The organism is Lactimicrobium sp., assembly GCF_036453465.1.
Taxonomy (GTDB): Bacteria; Bacillota_I; Bacilli_A; order Erysipelotrichales; family Erysipelotrichaceae; genus Bulleidia.
This window is the reverse complement of sequence record NZ_JAZHUW010000035.1, coordinates 1-22,161: the sequence shown is the minus strand read 5'-3', so window position 1 is coordinate 22,161 and position 22,161 is coordinate 1. Positions and strand designations below refer to the sequence as shown.

General features: G+C 48.1%; 22 protein-coding genes and 1 other annotated feature. Of the genes, 3 read left to right on the top strand and 19 right to left on the bottom strand.

What is annotated here, in order from left to right:
- Positions 1-179: 179 nt before the first annotated feature.
- From SOI44_RS08570 to SOI44_RS08510, 13 genes are all read right to left on the bottom strand, one after another.
- Positions 180-551 (bottom strand): heavy-metal-associated domain-containing protein, encoded by a 372-nt coding sequence (locus tag SOI44_RS08570; protein ID WP_331348798.1) that lies wholly within the window; start codon positions 549-551, stop codon positions 180-182.
- Between the two features lie 86 nt (positions 552-637).
- Positions 638-865 carry an acyl carrier protein gene (locus SOI44_RS08565; RefSeq protein ID WP_108774237.1) on the bottom strand — a complete coding sequence of 76 codons (228 nt, stop codon included), beginning with the start codon at positions 863-865 and terminating at the stop codon, positions 638-640.
- Between the two features lie 15 nt (positions 866-880).
- Positions 881-2,074 (bottom strand): alanine racemase, encoded by a 1,194-nt coding sequence (locus SOI44_RS08560; RefSeq protein ID WP_331348797.1) that lies wholly within the window; start codon positions 2,072-2,074, stop codon positions 881-883.
- On the bottom strand, positions 2,071-3,576 hold the full coding sequence (locus SOI44_RS08555; protein ID WP_331348796.1) for an AMP-binding protein: 1,506 nt from the start codon (positions 3,574-3,576) through the stop codon (positions 2,071-2,073). The genes SOI44_RS08560 and SOI44_RS08555 overlap by 4 nt, the downstream gene beginning before the upstream one ends.
- Positions 3,569-4,519, bottom strand: a complete 951-nt coding sequence (locus tag SOI44_RS08550) for a hypothetical protein (protein WP_331348795.1) — start codon at positions 4,517-4,519, stop codon at positions 3,569-3,571. The genes SOI44_RS08555 and SOI44_RS08550 overlap by 8 nt, the downstream gene beginning before the upstream one ends.
- 13 nt (positions 4,520-4,532) lie before the next feature.
- Entirely contained in the window at positions 4,533-6,074 is a 1,542-nt protein-coding gene (locus tag SOI44_RS08545) for an MBOAT family O-acyltransferase (protein ID WP_331348794.1), read from the bottom strand.
- A gap of 86 nt (positions 6,075-6,160) precedes the next feature.
- The gene (locus SOI44_RS08540; RefSeq protein WP_331348793.1) at positions 6,161-6,580 is read right to left on the bottom strand and encodes a hypothetical protein; all 420 of its coding nucleotides are present in this window, start codon (positions 6,578-6,580) and stop codon (positions 6,161-6,163) included.
- Positions 6,577-8,085 carry a Y-family DNA polymerase gene (locus tag SOI44_RS08535; RefSeq protein ID WP_331348792.1) on the bottom strand — a complete coding sequence of 503 codons (1,509 nt, stop codon included), beginning with the start codon at positions 8,083-8,085 and terminating at the stop codon, positions 6,577-6,579. The genes SOI44_RS08540 and SOI44_RS08535 overlap by 4 nt, the downstream gene beginning before the upstream one ends.
- Complete coding sequence (locus tag SOI44_RS08530; protein WP_331348791.1) at positions 8,082-8,315, bottom strand: hypothetical protein; 234 nt, start codon at positions 8,313-8,315, stop codon at positions 8,082-8,084. The genes SOI44_RS08535 and SOI44_RS08530 overlap by 4 nt, the downstream gene beginning before the upstream one ends.
- A gap of 209 nt (positions 8,316-8,524) precedes the next feature.
- A complete protein-coding gene (locus SOI44_RS08525) occupies positions 8,525-9,412 on the bottom strand; it encodes a fructose bisphosphate aldolase (protein ID WP_331348790.1) in 888 nt (295 codons plus the stop codon).
- A gap of 169 nt (positions 9,413-9,581) precedes the next feature.
- A complete protein-coding gene (locus SOI44_RS08520) occupies positions 9,582-9,944 on the bottom strand; it encodes a hypothetical protein (RefSeq protein ID WP_331348789.1) in 363 nt (120 codons plus the stop codon).
- Positions 9,945-10,002: 58 nt separating this feature from the next.
- On the bottom strand, positions 10,003-11,166 hold the full coding sequence (locus SOI44_RS08515; protein ID WP_331348788.1) for an MFS transporter: 1,164 nt from the start codon (positions 11,164-11,166) through the stop codon (positions 10,003-10,005).
- A 72-nt stretch (positions 11,167-11,238) separates the two neighbouring features.
- Complete coding sequence (locus SOI44_RS08510; RefSeq protein ID WP_331348787.1) at positions 11,239-11,754, bottom strand: DUF4256 domain-containing protein; 516 nt, start codon at positions 11,752-11,754, stop codon at positions 11,239-11,241.
- A 263-nt stretch (positions 11,755-12,017) separates the two neighbouring features.
- Between SOI44_RS08510 and SOI44_RS08505 the strand changes: the two genes are divergently transcribed.
- Positions 12,018-12,527 (top strand): ECF transporter S component, encoded by a 510-nt coding sequence (locus SOI44_RS08505; RefSeq protein WP_331348786.1) that lies wholly within the window; start codon positions 12,018-12,020, stop codon positions 12,525-12,527.
- Between the two features lie 6 nt (positions 12,528-12,533).
- Here the strand turns inward: SOI44_RS08505 and SOI44_RS08500 are convergent, their stop codons facing one another.
- The 6 genes from SOI44_RS08500 to coaD form a co-directional block, all read right to left on the bottom strand.
- Positions 12,534-13,775, bottom strand: coding sequence for a GGDEF domain-containing protein (locus tag SOI44_RS08500; RefSeq protein ID WP_331348785.1), 1,242 nt, complete (start codon positions 13,773-13,775; stop codon positions 12,534-12,536).
- Positions 13,769-14,317, bottom strand: coding sequence for an EAL domain-containing protein (locus SOI44_RS08495; RefSeq protein ID WP_331348784.1), 549 nt, complete (start codon positions 14,315-14,317; stop codon positions 13,769-13,771). Before SOI44_RS08495 ends, SOI44_RS08500 begins: the two co-directional genes overlap by 7 nt.
- Positions 14,318-14,479: 162 nt before the next feature.
- The gene (locus tag SOI44_RS08490) at positions 14,480-16,147 is read right to left on the bottom strand and encodes a hypothetical protein (RefSeq protein WP_331348783.1); all 1,668 of its coding nucleotides are present in this window, start codon (positions 16,145-16,147) and stop codon (positions 14,480-14,482) included.
- 141 nt (positions 16,148-16,288) lie between these two features.
- Positions 16,289-17,371 carry a branched-chain amino acid aminotransferase gene (locus SOI44_RS08485; protein ID WP_331348782.1) on the bottom strand — a complete coding sequence of 361 codons (1,083 nt, stop codon included), beginning with the start codon at positions 17,369-17,371 and terminating at the stop codon, positions 16,289-16,291.
- Between the two features lie 25 nt (positions 17,372-17,396).
- Positions 17,397-18,974: an asparagine synthase B gene (gene asnB / locus SOI44_RS08480; protein ID WP_331348781.1), complete on the bottom strand. Its 1,578-nt coding sequence runs from the start codon at positions 18,972-18,974 to the stop codon at positions 17,397-17,399.
- Between the two features lie 40 nt (positions 18,975-19,014).
- Positions 19,015-19,261, bottom strand: a binding site (T-box leader).
- A gap of 75 nt (positions 19,262-19,336) precedes the next feature.
- Entirely contained in the window at positions 19,337-19,843 is a 507-nt protein-coding gene (coaD, locus tag SOI44_RS08475) for a pantetheine-phosphate adenylyltransferase (protein ID WP_331348780.1), read from the bottom strand.
- A gap of 165 nt (positions 19,844-20,008) precedes the next feature.
- Here coaD and ptb point away from each other — a divergent pair, with 165 nt between their 5' ends.
- Both ptb and buk read left to right on the top strand, forming a co-directional pair.
- On the top strand, positions 20,009-20,935 hold the full coding sequence (gene ptb / locus SOI44_RS08470; RefSeq protein ID WP_108774255.1) for a phosphate butyryltransferase: 927 nt from the start codon (positions 20,009-20,011) through the stop codon (positions 20,933-20,935).
- Between the two features lie 3 nt (positions 20,936-20,938).
- Complete coding sequence (gene buk / locus SOI44_RS08465; protein ID WP_331348779.1) at positions 20,939-22,036, top strand: butyrate kinase; 1,098 nt, start codon at positions 20,939-20,941, stop codon at positions 22,034-22,036.
- Positions 22,037-22,161: the final 125 nt, after the last annotated feature.

Below are 22,161 nucleotides of genomic sequence, written 5' to 3'. Positions count from 1 at the left end.
AAATATGCTAGCTACTGCTTTCGCTCTGGGTTATTCACCCTCGGCTGGTAGTTCACTTCGCTTGGCGACAAATACCCGCGGCCTGCCTCTATTGCAGGCTAGATGTGTGCCATGCCCGACACACTATGAAAAGCTGCCATGCATTCACGCAGCAGCTTTGGCTGATAATGATATATCTTTCAGGCATTGAAGCGGGCAATATCTGTCACCGTATAGCCGGCGGATTCCACAGCCTCCTTCAGGCTTGTGTCAGGAATATCATGCCTGGCAATAATAACGGTCTCTCCTTTGGTATGAGAGGAAGATACCTTTTTGACATCAAACCGCTTGCGGATGGCATCGGAAACGTGTGCCTCACACTGTCCGCACATCATGCCGTCAACCTGCAGAACGAGCTTGACCTGGCCATGGCCGTTGTAATCGGATGTGATCTTTTCATGCTTATGCGGATGGAAAAATCCAAACACCACTCTGATACCCCCTGCCATCAGGGCCAGAATCAGGATGATGACAATAATATCTGCTGTATTCAACGAAATATTTGTATGCATAGTGCCTCCTGTTAGATAGCACTAACTAATATAGCTTTATTCACACAGGATGTCAAAAAAAGCCGGCTTATGCCGGCAGATCTAACTCAGTTTTCCTGCAGTCTCTGTACCATCTTCCAGATGGCTTCTGCGGAGTTGAAGTTTTCCGGTGTCATCTCAGCCGCATCAACTTCAATGTCAAAGGCATCCTCCAGTTCAGAAACCAAAGAGATGATGGCAAAGGAATCCAGCAGATGGTTATCAATCAGCTTTGTTTCTTTTGTATAGTCAATACTGTCATCAATATCGTTGAGAATTTCCAATACACGATCCATGATTATTTCCTCCAGTTACTCTGCTATTGTAGCGCATCCATCGCCATTGAGCATCCATGTTTCACGTCTGCCTCTTGCCAGCTTTAATCCATTCTGATCTGCAAGCCAGACAACTGGCAGTTCATGTGACAAAAACAGGCTCATGCCTTCATAGAACGAATAGGCACCGGTATTTTCAAACACAAGAATATCGCCCTTATGCAGCTTGCTGTGCCTGAAACCGGATACCAGAATGTCATTGGTTGTACAGAGTGATCCACAGATGGCATAGGTCTCTTCCATACCTGATGGATACTTTGAAATGACATCGATGTCAGGAATATACATACCGCGCAGCTGGCCGTCATAGTGCAGCTGATGAATGCCGCCGTCACAGATGACATAATTGTCCCCATCGGTTGTCTTCAGATCATCAATGGCTGTGAAATAGCTGCCGCAGGAATAGGCAAGTGCTCTGCCCATCTCCACACTCTTATGACCCTGCCACTTCATACCGGCCAGCAGTGCCTTGAATTCGGCCAGACTTTCGGGTGTGGTGACGGTTTCTTTCTGGTCCACAAAATATGGCACACCAAAGCCAGTGCCATATTCCAGCATCTGCAGATGATATCCTGTCTCTGCTTCGACTGACAGCAGGAAAGCGTCGAGCATCGCAATTTCCTTGTAATGCTTCTTTAATGCCTTTTTCTGAGTGCCGGAAAAGAAATGAATACCAATGATTTCAAGATATGGGTACTTGTCACGATTGGCAATCAGGCTCTTTACGGTATCGGCATCCATGCCAAACTGAGAACCGCTGGAAAGTCTTGGCAGCACTTTGATGGTAATGCCAAGCTGCTCTGCACACTGGTTCAGAATTGCCATCTGATCCGGTGATTCTGCTGTATACAGCGCCTTCTCTTTGCCATACGATACCATCTCTCTGGTATCATCTTCCTTCTTCAACACACCTGAAATAAGCAGTTTTTCTTGTTTGATACCGAGCTGACGGCAGAGACAGAACTCACCAAACGAGCACACCTCAATGTGCTCCGCAATTTCAGCAGCTGCTTTGGTCAGGAAGGGATTGGCCTTCATGGAGAAAGTCAGACCGGTATCTGTACCAATACCATTATGCAGATAGGAAAACCGATTGCGGAAGACATCCAGGTCAAACACATAGGCAGGTGTGCCTTCCTTTTCCATTTCTTTCAGCCATTCCTTATTCATTGCACCACCTCCAGATTGGTCAGCTGTTTGCGGTCAATCTTGCCATTCTTGTTGAGAATAAACGATTTTACATGTACGAAACGGTTTGGCACCATGTACACAGGCAGCTTGTTCTTGAGGGCAATATGCAGATCACGCTTGTCAATGGTGCCAGTGTAATAGGCAATGATCAGGCTTCTTTCCTGATTGTAGGCACAGCAGCTGCGCTCCACGCCATCCATGCTGTCAATGCCGCGCTCCACTTCTTCCAGCTCAATGCGGTGGCCCATATGCTTGATCTGGAAATCACGCCGGCCGGCAAAATACATCTTTCCATCTTCACCAATCATGGCAAGATCACCAGTCAGATACGTACGCACGCCATCCCGCATCACAAAGTGAGCTTTGGTCTGCTCAGGATTGTGATAATACCCTAATGCAAGCGATTCACCGGAAACTGCAATCTCGCCTTCTGCGCCAATCTCATCGACCTGCTTTCCATCCTTGTCCAGCAGAATGACCTTACGGCCCGGGAACACCTTGCCAAGAGCGAGCTTTTCACCCTTTTGTACCACATGATCAATGACTTCATAGGTGCAGTTGCAGGTAATTTCACTCGGACCATACAGATTGACATACAGAGCATCAGGCAGATACTTCTGCCAGATCGCCAGCTGTCTTGCCGGCATCACTTCGCCAGAGAACATCACTCTATGAATCTCTGTGGGTACTTTATAGCTGAATCCCTTCAGACCGGAAATGATGCACAGGGCACTGACAGCCCAGGTCAGGCTTGTCACATGGTAATCGATCAGATAATCAATCAGACGTGCCGGTGTCGAGAAATATTCTCTTGGGATCAGAACCATTCTGGCACCGGTGGAAAGTGAGCTGTAAATATCCTTGGTAGAAACATCAAAGTCAAACGGTGCCTGGTTGCCAATAACATCGCTGTGTGCAAAGTGGAAGATTTCTGTAAAGTGGCCGATGAAATCCAGTACATCACCATGGGAAATCAGCACACACTTGGGTACGCCGGTAGAGCCGGATGTAAACAGGCCGTACAACGGTGTATCACGATTGATACCGGTTCTTTTTTCTCTCAGACGATACTTGTTTTCGGTTTCATCAAAAACATCTTCCAGCAGTAAGGTTCTGCCCTTCCAGCCGGTATTGTTCAATGTATCAAGCAGTGATTTCTGTACAATGACAGCAGCTGGTTCCAGAACACTCAGGATACTGGCAATACGGGCAGAAGGCTGTTCCGGGTTGATCGGCACATAGAAACCGCCGGCATAGGATGCACCAAACATTGCCGCCAGCATGGCACAGGATTTCTCGGCAAATACAGCAACCGGCATATTGGCTGTATCTGCACCTTCTCTGCACAATGCAGAGCCGATGCCTCTGGCATGGCTTTCCAGCTGATTCCATGTTAATGAAGAGGCAGGATCACATACAGCCGTTTCATCTCCGTATTTCGATACAGTTTCTTCCAGTAAATCAAGAATATTCTCAGGCATTGTTTCCCTCCTTGGCCTTCAGATACTTTGCGGCCAGATCATTCCATGTCACAGCCACATCATCATTGCGGTGATCCTGCAGATGGTAATGGTCCGCAAGATAGCTGCCAAGATATGCAGTTGTCTTTTCAGCACCAAAGAAGTTGAGATGATCGCCTTTATCACGGGTATCCACATCCCAGGAGATATCCAGCTCCTTCAGTTTTGTATTCAGATCAATGTATTCCAGATTCTCATCAGCAGCCAGCTCTTCCAAAGCATTATGCTTGGCTGTTGTATAGTTTTTCGGACTTGGTGCTGAGTACAGAATCAATGAAGCACCGTTTTCTTTGCACAGCTTTTCAATTGCATGCAGAGACTCGATATTAGCCTCCGGAATTTTCTTCACCTTCTGACTTTCATCCATATAGCTGCCGCCGTCATATGCTTTCACGCTGCGGTTGATGGAAAAGCCCATGAAGCTTTGTGAAGAGAATGGTGTAAACAATGTCTTCCAGAAGTTGTGGTAGCGCAGAATCGGAAACGTGTTGTAAATAGCCTCGGCAAGATCCGACTTCTGCTGTGTAAGAGAAGAAGATTTGACTTTGCGGAAAAAGCCGTTTGTTTCAAGCAGAATGACACTTGGTTTCTGTGTCTGAAAGACAAGCCACAGAACCTCGACAGTTTCCTGCAGTTTAGCCCCGGGCTGACCGCCGTCATAGCTTGTATAACCGTATTTCAGCCAGAGCTCCATCGGATTCATGGAACTATAGGAAAGGGAATCACCAACGGCAATGATATCCAGGGAATCTTTTTCCTGACTGGCAATGCCGCTGTAGACAGCATTTCTTCCTGAGACAAGGTTATGCTCGATCAGATAATTCGGGGTCAGAATCTTTCCAGGTACGATCAGCAGAGCCGCCAGGATGACAAAGAACAGAAGATTTCGCAATACTTTTTTCATCTTGTGTTCCTCCTTAGAATCCGGCATAGATCAGATCGACCGGATCATAGCCTGCTCCATAGGCACCAAGCAGAGCAATGGCAATGATCAGACTGTAATAGATGGCCCAGCGGCGCGGTGTAGACAGCTGGGGCACATTGGTGAGCAGATCCGGATTCTTCTCCATCTTCAGATCCACAATGGCAACGATGATGATACCGGCCAGAATGACTGCATAATCGCCAAGGTCCAGATTCAGATCCATGACATTGGTCAAGAAACCGGAGATAAACGGTGCTGTAAACAGTTCTTTCATCATGTGGCCAAACTGTGCCAGTGTACTGCAGCGGAACAGGGTTTCACCAAGACAGATGATAATCCATGTGCGCACCCGGCAGAACCAGACAAAGCCAGAAGAATTCTCTGACCAGTGCAGCTTTTCAAGCAGCTTGCCCTGCACTGGTTTGAGCATGACTTCTAACAGCAGGATGACAAAGTAGTAGACACCATACATGATGTAAGGCCACTCACCGCCATGCCACAGACCGTTCAGCAGCCATACTGGCAGTAAGGCAATGGCACTGGTCACGACATTGGTCAGATACTTTCCACAGTGTTTGCGGCCGAATCTGCCCCACTTCTTCATCAGTTTGGAAGTAGAAACCGGGAAGAAGATGTAGTTTTTGAACCAGGTGCCAAGGGAGATATGCCATCTGCGCCAGAATTCCGCGGCATTGCGGGCCAGAAACGGCTGGCGGAAGTTCTCCGGCAGTTTGACACCGAAAAGCTGTGCACTGCCAATGACAATATCAATGGTGCCGGAGAATTCCAGGTACAGCTGCACGGTGACAACAATAGCGGCAAAGATAATCATCATGCCGGTATATTCCGCATGTACGGAGAACAGTTCATTGACCAGCGTATTCATGCGGTCAGAAATGACCATACGCTTGAACAGTCCCCAGAGAATTCTGACACCGCCGGTGGTGATAGTCAGACCGGTGATAGGATTGCCGGCAAACAGTGTGTCTGCTTCATCTTCCCATCTGCCCATCGGGCCTTCCATGACCGTCGCAAAAAACATCAGATACAGCATGACCTTCAATGGATTGTGTTCTGCTTTTATTCTTCCCCAGTGCACATCCAGCAGATAGCTGATGGCCTGCAGGGAATAGAAGGAAATACCAATCGGGGCAAGCAGTTTGGGAATGGTGACATCATGATGTGTAATTGCCGCAAAGTTTGTTAGGACAAATGGTGTGTATTTCAGATATGCCAGGGCAGCCACAATCAGAAAACCTGCCGCAAAGCATACTCTGCCGGAAGCTTTCTTCATCTTTTTCCGGCTTTCACGGTCAACTGCCTTTTTCTGGAAATGTTCCATCCAAAGTCCAGCTGCCCAGCAGATCAATGCAGCAGCGATGCACCAGGCAATCAGCTCATGGCTGATCAGCCAGAAAAAGACGGCACTGCCGGCTAACAGCGTGAACCACCGGAACTTCTTCGGTGTCAGCTGATAGGCCAGCATCAGTGCCGGCAGGAAGTATATAAAGTAAACGTTAACGTTATATGACATGAACACCTCACACGCAACGACAGTTAGTATATCCCTGTCAAAGCAAGGTGTCATAAGAAATCAATAATCTTAAGGTTTTTTTAAGGTTACAGAAGACTGATTGTACGGATATCACGGATAGCAATCTTACTGCGGTCAGAAAACTCTATCATGCCATTGTCAATTCGGCGCACAGCACCTTCTTTTTCCTCATAATGGCCGCCGTCTTTCTTTTCATCTGCCACAAAATAACACACAGAAACATACGGGTGATCAAGCTGTACAATTTCCTGCAGTACAGCATTGATTTCCTCCTGCTCATCCGCACCAGGCAGATGCTTTTCATCCACCTGCCTGCCGGTTTCATTAATTGCTTCCTCATAGCCTGTCAAAGCAGAAAACGGTGCAAACTGTGCTGCTCTGGCCAGCCTGGCCATCTGCGGATGTTTCTTTGACACATGATGAGGCAGATTGAGAATGTCATCATAACGGTGAGGATCATTCTGATTCAAAGAAATCGGCCTCATGCCTTGTGCCCTCCAATCTGTGCATTGCGCTGCATGCCTGTTGCGCCCTCTTCTAAATCCATGCCTTTGACAACAGCATTCTTACCATATTTCTTCCGTACCTGCAGAATTGCCTGCTGCGCTTTGTGTTCTTTCTCCATAGCCTGCTTCAATGCCGCATCATCTGCCTCTTTAGATGGACTGCCAAACAGACTGGTCTGCTCATTCTTCACAACTTTGCCAGCTTTGCTTTCATCCACTGTATTCAGTGCAGTCAGATTCACCCTTCTTACCTTTAAGGAGGGATTGGTGATCTTTTCATACAGGCTGAAAAAAGCATTCCGCAGCATCGCAGCACTGTTGGTACGGTAGGCAAGCCGCACACTGCCATGAACAGAAGACGGCACTCTGCGGCCATACCAGTCTCTTGACACTTCACCATCAAAGTCCTCATCATGCAGAGAGGACGCATCATAGCCGATGCCAAGGAACAGCTCATAGGTCACCAGGTGTTTTTCTGTCAGGTCCAGAGCCAGGGAATCACTCATTTCCTTGACGATCAGGCCTGCTTTTTCATAGCTGTACGGCTCCATCAATACCTGCCCTGCGCCTAAGGAATTGGCAGAAGGTTCATAGCCCTTGATATCCGCCATCGTACAGGATTCATATCCCCAGGCATGATCAATCAGCAGTTCGGCATTGATGCCAAACAGGGAATACAGCAGATCTTCATTAAAGAATTCATCTTCTTTGCCAAGCGAGCATCTGGCTACATCGCCCATGGTGTACATGCCGTTGGCTTCCAGCTTCCTGGCAATGCCATGACCGACCCGCCAGAAATCGGTCAATGGCTTATGGGTCCACAGGGTTCTGCGAAAACTCATTTCATCAAGACAGGCAATCCGCACACCGTCTTTATCAGCAGGGATATGTTTGGCCACAATATCCATGGCACATTTGCATAAGAAAAGATTGGTGCCGATCCCGGCAGTTGCCGTAATGCCGGTTTCATTCAGTACATCATGAATCATCTTTACAGCAAGCTCTCTTGCACTCAGATGCATGGCTTCCATGTAATCTGTGACATCCATGAATACTTCATCAATGGAATACACATGGATATCATCCATGGAGATATATTTCAGATAGATATCATAAATCTTTGTGCTTGTCTCTATGTAATGGGCCATATGCGGCTTTGCGGCAATAAAGCCAAGCTTGAGATAGGGATCCTTCTGCAGCTCATACAGATCCGTCGATACACCATGAAACGGTGCACCATGGATCGCCATGCGCCGTCTGCGGTTGATATCATCTACGTCCTGCTTGACTTCATACAGGCGCGGCCTGCCAGGAATGCCAAAGCTTTTCAAGGCCGGTGATACGGCCAGACAGATTGTCTTGTCCGTGCGGGATACATCTGCCACCACCAGATTGGTGCGCAGCGGATCCAGCCCCCGTTTGCGGCATTCCACCGAGGCATAAAAGGATTTCAGATCAATGGCAATATAAACCCTGTCACTCATGAAAGCTGGTGCATCTTAGCTCCGCAGTGCGGGCATACATCATGTTCCGTGCTGCTGGTATAGCCGCATTCCGAGCAGTCACATTCCGGCAGATATTTGATGCCGCCGACATAGGTCGGATCCTTCACGGTATGGTGAATCCAGTGCGGCACACTCTTCTTCAACGCTTCATAGGCAGACTCATTCTTACCTACGCGCACACCCTTCTTCTTTAACTGCTGATTCTTCATATGCATATTCTCCCAGAAGACGGAAAAAGCACCAGACTGCTGTGCTTTCCATCTTTATTCTCGTATTTCACAGGCACCATTCTTTCTGGTGCTGCCCTTATTATAATCCTTTGCCATCGTTTCCCAAAGACAGATGAAAGGCATAAGAAAACAGAGGCTGGCATCTGCCATCTTCCTCTGTTCTCTGTTCAAAGCAAAACTGTGTATCTTCAGGCAATCGAAGCTGCGTAGATCTTATCAATGGCGTCCTTCAGGGTAGCATTGAACTGCTCATCGGTCTGATTCACACGCAGATCCTGGGCAAGGGCACGTGAGAAGGAAGCGATCAGGCCATGGTTGCGGGCCAGCTTCTCATTTGCCTCGGCCTGTGAATAGCCGCCGGACAGTGCCACAACTCTGACAACATGAGGATCTTTCATCAGATCACTGTAGAAATTATCAACACTCGGGATGGTCACCTTGAACATCAGCCTGCATTCCTTTGGCAGATCTTTCAAATGTTTCATGATCTCTGCCTTCATCAGTTCCTCTGCCTTTTCTTTCTCCGGGCAGTGGATATCTACTTCCGGCTCCAGAATCGGAACAAGTCCATGATGTCCAATCTGCATGCCGACTTCAAACTGCTGGTCAATGATATCCTTGATGCCTTTCGGATTAGCTTCATGAATCACAGAGCGCATCTTGGTGCCAAAGATATGATGCTTGACGGCAGAATCCAGCAGCTCTTCCAACTGCGGCATCGGCTTCATCAGCTGGACGCCATCCTTCTCCTCGGCAAGTCCCTTATCTACCTTGAGAATCGGCACGATATGCTTGCGCTCCCACAGATAATCCGCCGTTGGCAGACCATCAATGGTGCGGTTCATCGTATTCTCAAACAAAATTGCGGCCAGAATATGCTCACTTGTAAATGATGGTGAAGTAATGATTCTTGTTCTCATCTGATGTACGATATCAAACATTTCTTCATCATTATGCCAGGCAGAAGAATCGATACCATACGTCTTCAATGCTTTCGGCGTACTGCCGCCGCTCTGATCCAGTGCAGCAATAAATCCCTTTCCTGATTCCATACGTTTCAGCTGTTCTTCATTCATACGTCCTCTGACGCTCCTTTCTGATACATTCCATATCGTTTGAACAATACTGTTGGAAAGAAAACTCTTTCTCTATCTGCATTATGAATCATTTCCAAATCAATTTCATCTAATGTGTTCACATTCGAACATACAAAACCAGGATTTCGTATGATCGCAGAGCAAAACCTTATTCCACGGCAATCGCATTGCCATCACTCAGCAGCGTAAATGAGACAGGTTCAGGCAGCTTCTGCACATACTGCAGCTGTGCTGATGCACCAGAGCTTTTGGTAAAGGCAATTTCAAATTCAAAATCAGAAAGAATATCTTTCAACGTATTCTTCTGCTCTTCTGTTTCTGCCTTGATTGGTGTTGATGTCCGGTATCGGCTCAGACCCTGCAGATCATCAGAAACATACTCCTTCAGATCCAAATCCGGAATCTCTGAATTCTCATTGTCATCATCCAGATAGTCCTTGATCCGATCATAAAAATCAGATTCATTGACAACATACGGCTGCAGATCACTGTAATACAGATCTCTGACCAAGTACTGCTTGTTCTGATATTCTGGTTCTTATTTTTCATGACTAAGTATCAATTTTCTATTATTTCCTCTTTTTCAGCATTGGCACAAGGCTCATGATCACTGCTGCACCGGTCAGGAAAAGGCCAAGAACAGCCGGGCTCTTTGCGCCCAGGTGGTCCATCATGGCACCGGAATACATCAGGGCAATGGTGCCGGAGACGCCGGAATACATCGTATCGCACAGAGAATGTGCGGTTGTGCGCAGATCCGGCATGACGGATTCTTCTGTAATCTGCCGCTGTGTGACAAGCATCAGTCCATAGCTGAGATTGACAAAGCATGTGCTGAGAATGACCATTGCCGGATTGATGGCAAAGACAATCAGTAACATGCTTGCCAGAAGTGAAACACTCATCAGCACCAGCCGCAGATGGCTGTTGATCTTCTGCATGGGGCCAGCCATCATGATGCATAATGCCTGAATCATGACACCGATAAAAGAATCCAGTCCCAGGATGCCGACATCGCCGCCGACACTCTTCAGAATGACAATCTTGAGATTATTGATCGGGGAAACCGAAAGTCCGCACAGCAGGATAATTGCCAGCAGGAAGATGTAGGGTTGTATGTGCATTAGATCCTTCATGCCAGCCTGTTTCTTTTCAGATACTGTCTTGGGATATGGCATCTCCTTTGCACGGATGGCAAAGATCAAAATCAAAATGGCAAGAACACCCATGGCAATGGGCATAACATCATAGCCCTGTTTCTTTACCCAGATGCCCATGATTAACATGGCAAAGGCATAACATGCTGAACCGCAGGATCTTGCCCGGCCGTATTTGCCGCCATCATTCTGAAAACTTCGTAACATCCAGGCATCCAGGCTGGATCCTAAAGGCAGGCACAGAAAGCCAAACAGGATATAGAGAATGGCCGCCAAAACAAGATTTGTTTTTGCCAGGAAAAAGGAAAGGAAAGATACCAGTGCAGAAATGGCAAATACCGGCAGAAAAACCTTACGGTTGCTGGCAAGATGATCGCAGAGCCTTCCCAGCAGAAAACTGCCAAGAAAGCTGCCCAGCATATAGCCTGCCAGGGTAATGCTCAATGCGGTATTGGCCATGCCGCAGGATAAAAAATAGGCACCTGCCATGCCGGAAAAGCAGGCAAAAAATGCCCAGAAAAAACCATCCAGAAGACTGAAATGCAGCACACTCTGCCCTTGTTCATTTTGTTCCATAGCAATCTGATTCTCCCTTAGTAGTCAGGATTCATTGTATCAAAGCAGGAAGAGAATTACTGTGAACATTTATCAGGAAATCTTGAGAATGCAGCGGAATCCACGGGCCTGATAATAGGAATCTGCACCATTATAATAGATGAATACTCTGCCATAGCGTTTTTTGCCAAATAAGGCACCGCCTTTTTCACGAAGCTCTTCTGGTGTTAACAGCCAGGTGCTTGTCTTTTGATCAAAACTGGAAACTTCCTGCAGCTGGAAATATTCTTCTTCCGTTAATAGAGATAGTCCATGGCGCTGCGCCAGTGCCACTGCACTGTCACTCGGTGCATTCTTTTTCCTTGCAAGCCGTGCCTTTTCATCATAGCAAAGACTTCTTCTGCCACCTGGCACCTCTTCACTGCAGTCCACAAAGCCAATCACATTATCCGATAATCTGACCACATCCGGCATACCGCCAGACTCTTCCATCCAGTCCAGACTTTCTTTTGCCTCAGGATGATCTTTCAGCCATTTTTCAACCTGCTGCCAGGATACACCGGGATGTCTTTCCATGTTTGCTTCAAAACGCTCCCTCAGCCAATCCATAAAAGCTTCCTCCTGCTATCATCCTACAGCACTGCCAGGCCAAAACAAAGCCGGTTTTTATAAACCGGCCTTTTCTCTTACGGTGTGCCGCAGGGTAACAAATCCAGCTACCAGCAGCACTGCTGTTGCAATCTCTGGATACATATCTTTCTCCTTAGTTAGTCTTTTCTAACTATCGGAACTATAGCAGGTTTGTTTTTGAAATGCAATGGTCATGCATCACCTGCAATATTTTGTATAATGAATTCAAAGGGGATGTTTTTATGCATAAAACAAGAAGTATCGTACTGACAGGGCTGATGATTGCCATCGGCCTTGTGATTGTGACAGTATGCCGTTCATTGTTTGGCGTACCATTTATGATTATGTTTTCACCAATGCACTTTCCGGTCCTGATTGCCGGACTTGTTCTTGGTCCCTGGGAAGGTCTTGTATGTGGAATTGTCACGCCTGCCTTGTCCTATCTGATCAATGGTCTGCCTCAGATCGGACCACTGGCCATGATGGCCGAGCTTGGTGTGTATGGCCTTGTGACTGGCCTGATCATGAAAAAGGCAGATAAGCGGAAGATGTCTTCCATGTATCTTGCCCTGATTCCAGCCATGATCCTGGGCCGTATTGCCGGCGGTCTGATTACGGCACTGCTTGTTTCCAGCTATTCCTTCAATCTCTGGATCACAGCTTACTTTATCTCCACGGCACCGGCCATTGTCATTGACCTGATAGTCATTCCCTTTCTGGTCAAGGCACTGCAGAAAGCCCATCTTGCCTGATTTCTATTATTTTCCGGGTATGACCTGCACAGGCACATCATACCCTTTTTTCATGTAGACAAAGCTGTTTCCGCGGACTGCCTTTGCCAGCTTTTTTACAGTTGTGATCTTCTGCATCAGGGCTTCCACACTTGTGATCTGCGGTGTGATATCCACACCTGCAGCGGACAGCGAAGCCAAAAGAAACTGTTTCTGGCTGCCCTCACGGTCTTTGGCAATGATACAGCCACGCTGCTGATCTTCCCGGGAATACAGATGGATGGCATGCAGGCGGAATGCATGCAGAATCTCTGTTACGATTATCTCTGCTTTATCCTGATCTACAATTAACATCATGTCATCGCCGCCAATATGGCCGATGAATTCATTTGTGCAGGCACTTTGAATACAATCTGCCATCAGCTGGATCATTTTGTCGCCATTTTGAAAGCCATAGTTGTCATTGTATGCCTTGAAATTATCCAGATCGAAATATACAACTGCTTTGCTTTCATCATGAATGACACTTTCCAGCTGGGCATGAATGATATTGTTGCCGGGCAGACCGGTCAAAGGATTGGCACTGCGGGCCTGGCTGACCTGAATGGAGATTGTTGTCTCAAGAAGATCCTGCATGGTTACTATACCAAGATATCTGCCTTTGTTTGTAACAATGATGGCATCATAGACCGCTTCTTTTGGTCTTGCCAGTGCTCTTGCCGCAACTGTTTTAATGGATTCTTTGCAGTCCACAATCAAAGCATCTTTCTCTACCAGTCTGCCTGCTGTGCTGCGGCGGTACAGATTGTATCCATACAGGCCGCCATATGTTTCCATCAGCCGTCTTCTGGTGATCAGCCCTTCGACATGGCTGTCTTTGGAAACCACGCAGAATTCAGAAAGAGAATGGTCATGGTGGAATGCCTGATACAGTACTTCGCCCGATTCTTCTGCCAGCACCGGCTGTTCTCTGTGTACGATTGTGCCGATTTCATCCCACAGAAACATATTGGTGCGCTGGGGATTTACCTCACTGTTGTACTGACAGATAAGACCTTTGACATCATCCTTGAGATCCTTCATTTCCGGATCAGGTTTCTGCAGGAAATATCCCTGGCCAAAGTCAACACCAAGTGAGATCAGTGTATGCAGTTCTTCTTTGGTTTCCACACCTTCGCCAATGACCCGGATCGAATATTTCTGACAGGATTCGATGATGCCTTTGATCATCATCTGCCGCAAAGGATCTGTATCCACATTCTTCACCATGCCGATATCCAGTTTGATAAAATGCGGTGACAATGCACAGACACGGTTGATGCCGGCATAACGTCACCGAAGTCATCAATGGCAATCTGGAAGTTCTGCTCTGTATAGTGGCGGATTACATCCAGAAATGTATGCATATCGGTAATAGAGGTGCGCTCCGTGATTTCAAAGATCACATCCGATGGCAATAGACCGTATTCTTCCAGAAATTCCAGCGTCATGCCAGTACGGAACTGCTGGTCATTGATGACTTCCGGTGCCGCATTGATAAACAGCTTGCGGCCAAAGGGATGATGGGCTGCCCCCTGAATGGATTTACTGCGGCAGATGGCTTCCAGACGGAACAGGCAGTTCATCTGTTCGGCAAGATGAAACATCTCCTCCACATTGAAACAGCAGTTTTCCAGACGAATCCGGCTGAGTGCTTCATAACCGAACACACTGCCATCTTTGAGCGAGACAATGGGCTGATACACAGGGTAAATCAGCTGCTCATCCAGAATCTGTTTCATCTGCTGTTCTTTGGTTTGCGCTTTCTGCATTCACAATCCTCTTTTCCCTGCTTTTCTGCAATGCTGCCCCAGCATAACAGAGACGGGTAAAGCAGAAATCTCATCATTGTTAATGCAGTGTAAACCAGGACTCCAAAAAGAAAAGAACGTCCGGAAATACCGGAAGTTCTCCTCATTTCATTACTTGCTTACTCAGCCCTTCTTTTTATGCATGACTGCATATACAGCCAGACCCGCAGCTGCCACAACGGCCGCAATCACTATGATGGTCTTAGCAGAAACATTCTGCTTTGTGCTGGCTGTTTCTGCTGCAGAAGAGGCAGTGGCAGAAGCTGATGCAGAAGCTGTAGATACAGCTGTCGTGGTTACAGAAGCCAGCTGGCTTGGTGCAGCCACCTTGTAATCATCATAGCTGACACCACTGATGGCACCGCTCATATCCACAGTTGTGGAATAGCTGGAAACCGTGATCGTATAGGAGCTTGTGCCCTGTACATAGACTGTACCATCTGTACCTTTGATCGTGACAGTATTGCCATCGGCGTCCTTGATCGTACCGGCATTATACAGATTGGTCAGGGTAGAATCACCTGTGACAATCCATGTGGAGCCACTGTCAATGTACATATTGGCATAGCCAGAGCCGCCATTGCCGGCATAGGTTTCATCATCCAGGACAGCACCTGTTAATGTGGAACCATTTTCCATGTAGAAATCCAGCTGGGAAATGGAATCCCAGATGACATCACCCTTCATTTCCTGATCGTTGGCAGTGAAGTTTGTATCCGCGCCATTGGATCCGGATGTACCCCAGCCTCTCTGGTTGTTATTGCCAGAGACACGCAGGAAGTATTCCGCATCATCACTCTGTGTGATCTTGACATTCTCCAGATAGAAGTTGGACTCTGTATTGGTTGTATAGAACAGACCGCCATTTGTGGAATTCAATGTGCCATCAACCATGTAGAAATTGGATGTACCAACCTCAGAATCACCGGACATGGACTGATAGAGAATCACGGACCATGTACTGTCATTCTGAGAAAGATCCTGCATCGAAGATGTCAGATTGGAATTGAACAGACGCAGTGTATTGAGACCTTCAATGCACACACCTTCCGAGTTGTTGGCCGTCAGATCGGCATTGGCCACCGTCACATCGGCGGTGACATAAACTGCTGGGGAACCGGTGCCATTGGTTGTATAGGAACCGCCATCCACAACCATCGTGCCGCCGCCTCTGTCAGAACGGATCGCGGCAGAGCTTTCACCCTGGGTTGTGACATTCAGATTGTAAGCATACAGCTTGCCGTCGCCTGCGACATGAATGCCGCCAGCCGTATCCCCGCTTGTTGAGATCGTCGTATTGCCGACATAAGCAGTGCCATTGCTGTAGGCAAAGACACCGGCAGCACCATTGGCAGTGGTTGTGATGGAACCGCCATCAATGTAGGAAGTACCATCAGTTGTTAATACTGCCGCACCAACACCATAGAAACTGGAACTGTCTCCGCCTGAGCTCTCAGAGCTGTCTCTTGTTACGGTTGGATTATGCAGAACAACATTGCCGCCGCTGACATGGATGGCATTTTCATCCGTACCGGTAGAAGTATATGTCCCATCGCTTTCCTCGGTATCAGAAGAGTATTCGTTGACAGCATCCCAGGAAGTAACAGCGGAGCTTCCACCACCGCCTCCGCCGTTTCCACCCGGAGCTCCATCGGGCGGATTACCCTGTGGTGCAGATCCACCTGGTCCTCCACTCGGCTGCTGATCATCTGCCAGTACAGCTGCGGTTGAGAAACTGCCTGCCAGCATTCCCATTGCCAGCATTGCACTCAGGATCTTACGTTTTTTCATGTTTGTATGTCCTCCTTGCAATGATGAATATAGTGCCTGAATGTGAACAACATCTGTACACTGCCTGCATACAACATGAAAAGGAGCTTTCGCTCCCAATATTTCTATATCTATGATTGCGTATGATCGCTGTCTTTTTGTTTATGCGGGCTTCTTTGCCACTTCAACGGTCCAGTTGTAGGGATCTTCTTCCCTGCCCCACTGAATCCCGCTCAGTCTGCCATACAGCTGCTGGGAAACAGGACCAATCCTGCCGCCTGCTACCGTGACGGATTCATCATGATAGCGGAGTTCGCCAATCGGAGCAATCAAGGCAGCCGTACTTGTACCAAAGCATTCCTGCAGAGTTCCATCCTTACCATCTTTCATGACATCATCGATATCAATGTGAGCCTCTTTTGTCTCAATGCCCTGCTCTTTGGCAAGGGTGATTACACTGCGTCTGACCACACCATCCAGGATCGTACCTTCACATGGCGCTGTATACAGGATATTGTCCTTCAGGAAGAACACATTCATCGAGCCTGCTTCTTCGACATAGCGGTGATGAATGCCATCCAGCCAGAGCACCTGATCATAGCCCAGCTGGTTGGCCTTGGCCATCGACTTCATGCTGGCAGCGTAGTTGCCGCCGCACTTGGCATAGCCTGCCAGTCCCGGGGCAGTGCGGATGTATTTGTCCTCGACATAGACCTTGATTGGTTCCAGTCCGTTTTCATAGTAGCAGCCGCTGGGACTGGCAATGATGACAAAGCGGTATGTGGAACTTGCCTTAGCGCCAAAGCCGGTACCGGTCGCAATAATAAATGGTCTCAGATACAGTGATGTACCAAACCGATGGGGAATCCAGTCACGGTCAATCTGAATCAGTGCCTTGATGCCATCAATGAAGTCTGACTGCAGCACAGGCGGAATGCACATTCTTTCGGCACTCTTCTGAAAGCGTTCAGCGTTGTCCCATGGTCTGAAAAGAAGAATCCTGTCATCCTTTGTCCGATATGCCTTGATACCTTCAAACACTTCCTGACCATAGTGGAATACACCGGCACACGGATCAAGCTGAAAGCTGTGATATGGCTCAATGCGGGCATCATGCCAGCCTCTTTTGGCATCCCAGTCCATCAGGAACATATGATCCGTAAAGTATTTGCCAAAGCCAAGCTGGGTTTCATCCTTCGGCTTTGGTTTAAATGACTTGGTCTGTGTAATCTTGATCTTCAGCATTTCTCACTCCCCCTGTTCTGATGCATCAATACGCACTGGCACCATAGTTGGACAGATAGCGGGCACTTGGATCATTCACGTCGCATCCTTTCCAACTGCGGTTCGGCATCCAGAAATCCTTGATCATATCTGCTTCACCCGGATAGAACTTCTCAAAGATTTCCCGGTACAGCAGTGATTCCTTGGTAAACGGCGTGCAGTAGGAATACTGTTTCCGCTTCTGCTCATATTCTTCATCTGTGTAGCATTCAGCTGCATATGCCTTGAGATCATCGGCCAGGGAATGGCCGACAGCATCTGAGAAGGCAGCCTTGTCACGGAAGAGAATGTTATGAGGCAGACAGTTATCCTTTTCAAAGGCATGGCGCAGCAGGTACTTGCCCATGTGGTAGGTGTTCATCTTCATGCCCGGATCGATGCCCATGACATAGCGCACAAAGGCAAGATCACCAAACGGCACTCTGCCTTCCATGGAGTTGGAGGAAATGCAGCGGTCTGCCCGCAGCACATCATACATATACAGTTCTTTGATGCGCTTCTCTGCTTCCTTTTCAAAGCTGTCCGCATCCGGGGCAAAATCCGTATATTTATAGCCAAACAGCTCATCGGAAATTTCACCGGTAAACAGAACCTTGATGTTGGTTGTTTCATGAATCTTCTTGCACAGCAGGTACATGCCCAGAGATGCCCGGATGGTGGTGATATCCCAGGTGCCAAGAATCCGGATTACTTCCGGCAGTGCTTCCAGGATGTCGCTCTTTGTCATGCGGAATTCGGTATGCTTACTGCCGATGAAATCAGCCACTTCACGGGCATAGCGGCAGTCGATGGCATCGGTATCCATGCCGATGGAGAACGTACGGATCGGCTTTTTTGAGTGGCGCTGGGCAATGGCACAGACAAGGGAAGAATCCAGGCCGCCGGAAAGCAGATAGCCAGCTTCAGCATCCGCATCCATCCGCTTCAATACGCCGTCAATCAGAAGATCATGAATGGTGCCGCATACCTCTTCCAGTGACTCTTTGCCAACATGCATCGGCTTCCAGATTTCGGTATAGGGAACAAACTTTCCATCTTTGTAATAGGTTCCCGGAGGGAATGGCATGATACGCTGTGCAATCGGCTGTAAAGATGCAGCGGTGGAGCCAAAGCAGATCTTCCCGTTTGCTGTATAGCCATAGAACAAAGGACGGATGCCGATCGGATCACGGGATGCGATCCAGCCATCTTTTGCAGAATAGATCACCATGGCATATTCTGCATCCAGCAGAGAGAACATGGCGGTCCCCATCTCTTTATACAGAGGCAGAATGATTTCACAGTCCGAGCCGGACTTGAATGTATATTTATCAGAAAGTGTTTCTTTGATGGGGCGGAAGCCATAGATTTCGCCATTGCATATGACCAGGTCATCATCAAGCTTGAATGGCTGCATGCCTGCCGGGGTCAGACCCATAATGGCCAGACGGTCAAATCCCAGCATGCCCTGTTCTGTCGTAATGATGCGGCTGTCATCCGGACCGCGGTCCTGCAGTCTTCTTAATCCCTTTTCAAATGCTTCCCTGCTGGTGGCAGGATCTGTTGTTACTAACAATCCACACATGATTCATGTCCTCCCGATGAAAAAACAGTCCTCATCCCATGTTTGGGACGAAGGACTGTACTCCGCGGTGCCACCCAGAATTATTGATCACTTGATCAATCGCTTAGTCTCCTGACAATCATCAGGGGTCAATCAGATAACGGTCTGCTCCCGTCGGAGCCTACTTTTTTCATTTCGGTCCGAGGCTCAGAGGTGTTCTTTCAGCAATGCGCAATATCGAAGTTCTCACTGTTCTTCGACTCACTTGGATCCGCCTTCTGCTTACTTCTCCCCTTCATCGCTTGTGTCTCTGTTTTACGCCTGATGAAAATAAATGTCAATTAAATTTTCTCGTTTTCTGCAAATTTCTAAATCTTTTTCATTTATTTCTGACTTTGTTTCATCTGCTCCTGCAGAGCCTGCATGACCTCTTTCTCAATTTCCTTTGGAACCATGCCGGTGATCGCACCGCCATTGAGTGCAATCTCCTTTACAACCGAGGAAGATAGGAATGAATACTGCGGCCTTGCAATCATCAACATCGTCTCCACATCCGGATTGAGCATCATGTTTGCCGTTGCCTGTTTCAGTTCATATTCATAGTCAGATACGGCCCGGATGCCTCTGACGATTGCCACTGCACCCAGCTGTCTGGCCATATCGACTGTTAAGCCCTCACCAATCACGACCGAAACATTGTGCACCTGCGGCAGTGTCTTAAGGCTTCTGACGATCAGATCACGGCGCTCTGTCTCGGTAAACAGGCACTTCTTGTTTACGTTGCGCATGATCAGAACCGTCACTTCATCAAACATGCGGCTTGCCCGCTCGATAATATCCATATGGCCATTTGTGATCGGATCAAATGTGCCAGAATAGACTGCTTTCATCAAAATGCCCCCTTAAAAGGCAGGTTCCCTCTTGAATATTGATCATCATATGGAAAAGATCATCAATGCATTCTGTGTAAGGGCTTTCCTGCCTTGAATCTATCATGTGAATATGTTAACATACACATGCTGTAAAAGTAAACAAGGAGGCTGTTACATAAGATTATGGCGAAAAACTTTCAGGAGCTGTTATCAAAGCTTTCTTCCTGCGGCCGCAAGACACTGAGTGTTGCCTGTGCACAGGACACGGCGGTTCTCGAGGCTGTCAAGGAGGCTCATGACCTTGGCATCATCGATGCCGTTCTCGTCGGCGATGAGGCAAAGATCCGTGAAATTGCCAATGAAATCAAGATGGACTGCAGCCAGTTCACCATCATTAATGAACCGGACAGTGACAAGGCACCGTTAACAGCAGTGCAGCTTGTTCATGATGGCAAAGCAGATATGTATATGAAGGGAATTCTGCCTACCAAGAATTTCCTGAAGTCTGTATTAAACAAGGAAGTCGGCCTGCGTACCGGCAAGCCGCTGTCCCATGTCTGTGTCTTTGAAGTACCGGGTATTGACCGTTTGCTGTTCCTGTCAGATGTTGCCTTTATTCCGTATCCGACACTGGAAGACAAGAAGCATATCATTGAATATGATGTCGATGTTGCCAATGCCTGCGGCGTAGAGAACCCGAAGGTAGCACCGCTGGCTGCTGTTGAGGTCGTCAATCCGAAGATGCCATGCACCGTGGATGCGGATGAGCTGCGCAAGGCCAATGAGGCCGGCGAGATCAAGGGCTGTGTCGTGGATGGACCGCTGAGTCTGGATATTGCCCTGTATCCTGCAGCTGCCAAGGAAAAGGGTGCTGAAGACCGTCCGGCTGCCGGTAAGGCAGATATTCTGCTGTTCCCGGACATTCATGCCGGCAACCTGGTCTATAAGACAATGGTACACATGGTACCGGGTCTGAAGAACGGCAATGTCCTGGTCGGCACAGCTGCACCGGTCATTCTGACATCCCGGTCAGATTCCAAGGAAACCAAGGTATACTCCATTGCCCTGGCTGCCCTGTTAGCAGAACATATGAGAAAGGTGAACGGATAATATATGTCTTATAACATTCTAGTCATCAATCCTGGCTCCACTTCCACCAAGATTGCCATCTTCAAAGATGAAGAAAAAGTTATGGAAGTCGGCCTGGACCATCCGGTATCTGAGATCGAGAAGTTTAAGAAGACCATCGACCAGCTGGATTTCCGCTATCAGGTCATCATGAACTATCTGAAAGAGCAGAACTATGATATTCATCAGCTGGATGCCTGTGTTGGCAGAGGCGGTTATCTGCATCCGATCCCAGCCGGCACCTTCATTGTCAATGATGCCATCGTGCATGATCTGACCATTGCCCTGCATGGTGACCATGCGGCTAACCTTGGTGCTCTGCTGGCCAAGAAGATTGCTGATCCGCTGGGCATTCCGGCCTATACCGTTGACCCGACCGCTGTTGATGAAATGCAGGATGTTGCCCGCATTTCCGGTATGCCGGATATCACCAGACGTTCCAAGATCCATGCTTTGAACATCCGTGCTGTCACAAGAGAATATGCCAGGTCCATTGGCAAGAAGTTCAATGAGATCAATGCTGTGGTTGCCCATATGGGCGGCGGCTGCACAACTGCTGTGCTGCGCAAAGGCAAGATCATTGATATGTATAATGGTCTGGATGGTGATGGTGCCTTCGCTCCGACAAGAAGCGGCGGCGTTCCGGTCGGTGATCTGATTCATCTGTGCTATTCCGGCAAGTATCCGACAGAGGATGCTATGATGCGCCATGCGGTTGGTGATGCTGGTATGGTTGCTTACCTTGGCACTGCCGATATGCGTGAAGTCAACAAGATGATTGAGAAAGGTGACAAGAAAGCCGCCCTGATCAAGGAAGCATTTGTTTACCAGCATTCCAAGGACATTGCAGCTCTGGCAGCTGTGCTCAAGGGTGATGTGGATGTCATCATTCTGACCGGCGGCATTGCCTATGGCAAGGATATTACCGATGCCATCAAGTCCTATGTCGGCTGGATCGCGCCGGTTGCGGTGATTCCGGGTGAGCGTGAGATGATTGCGCTGGCTCAGGGTGCCCTGCGTGTATTGACCGGTGAGGAAAAAGCACAGGTTTACGAAGAAGAGCCTGAAGATTCCAACTATTGAATAGGGTAGAGTGAGCCGCGTTAGCGGCTCGACCCTCCCGTTGCACCGTACGTACGGTTTTCCGTATACGGCGCTACGTTTGTATTTACTTACGATTATTGAGATAGTATTCCAACGGGTTGACC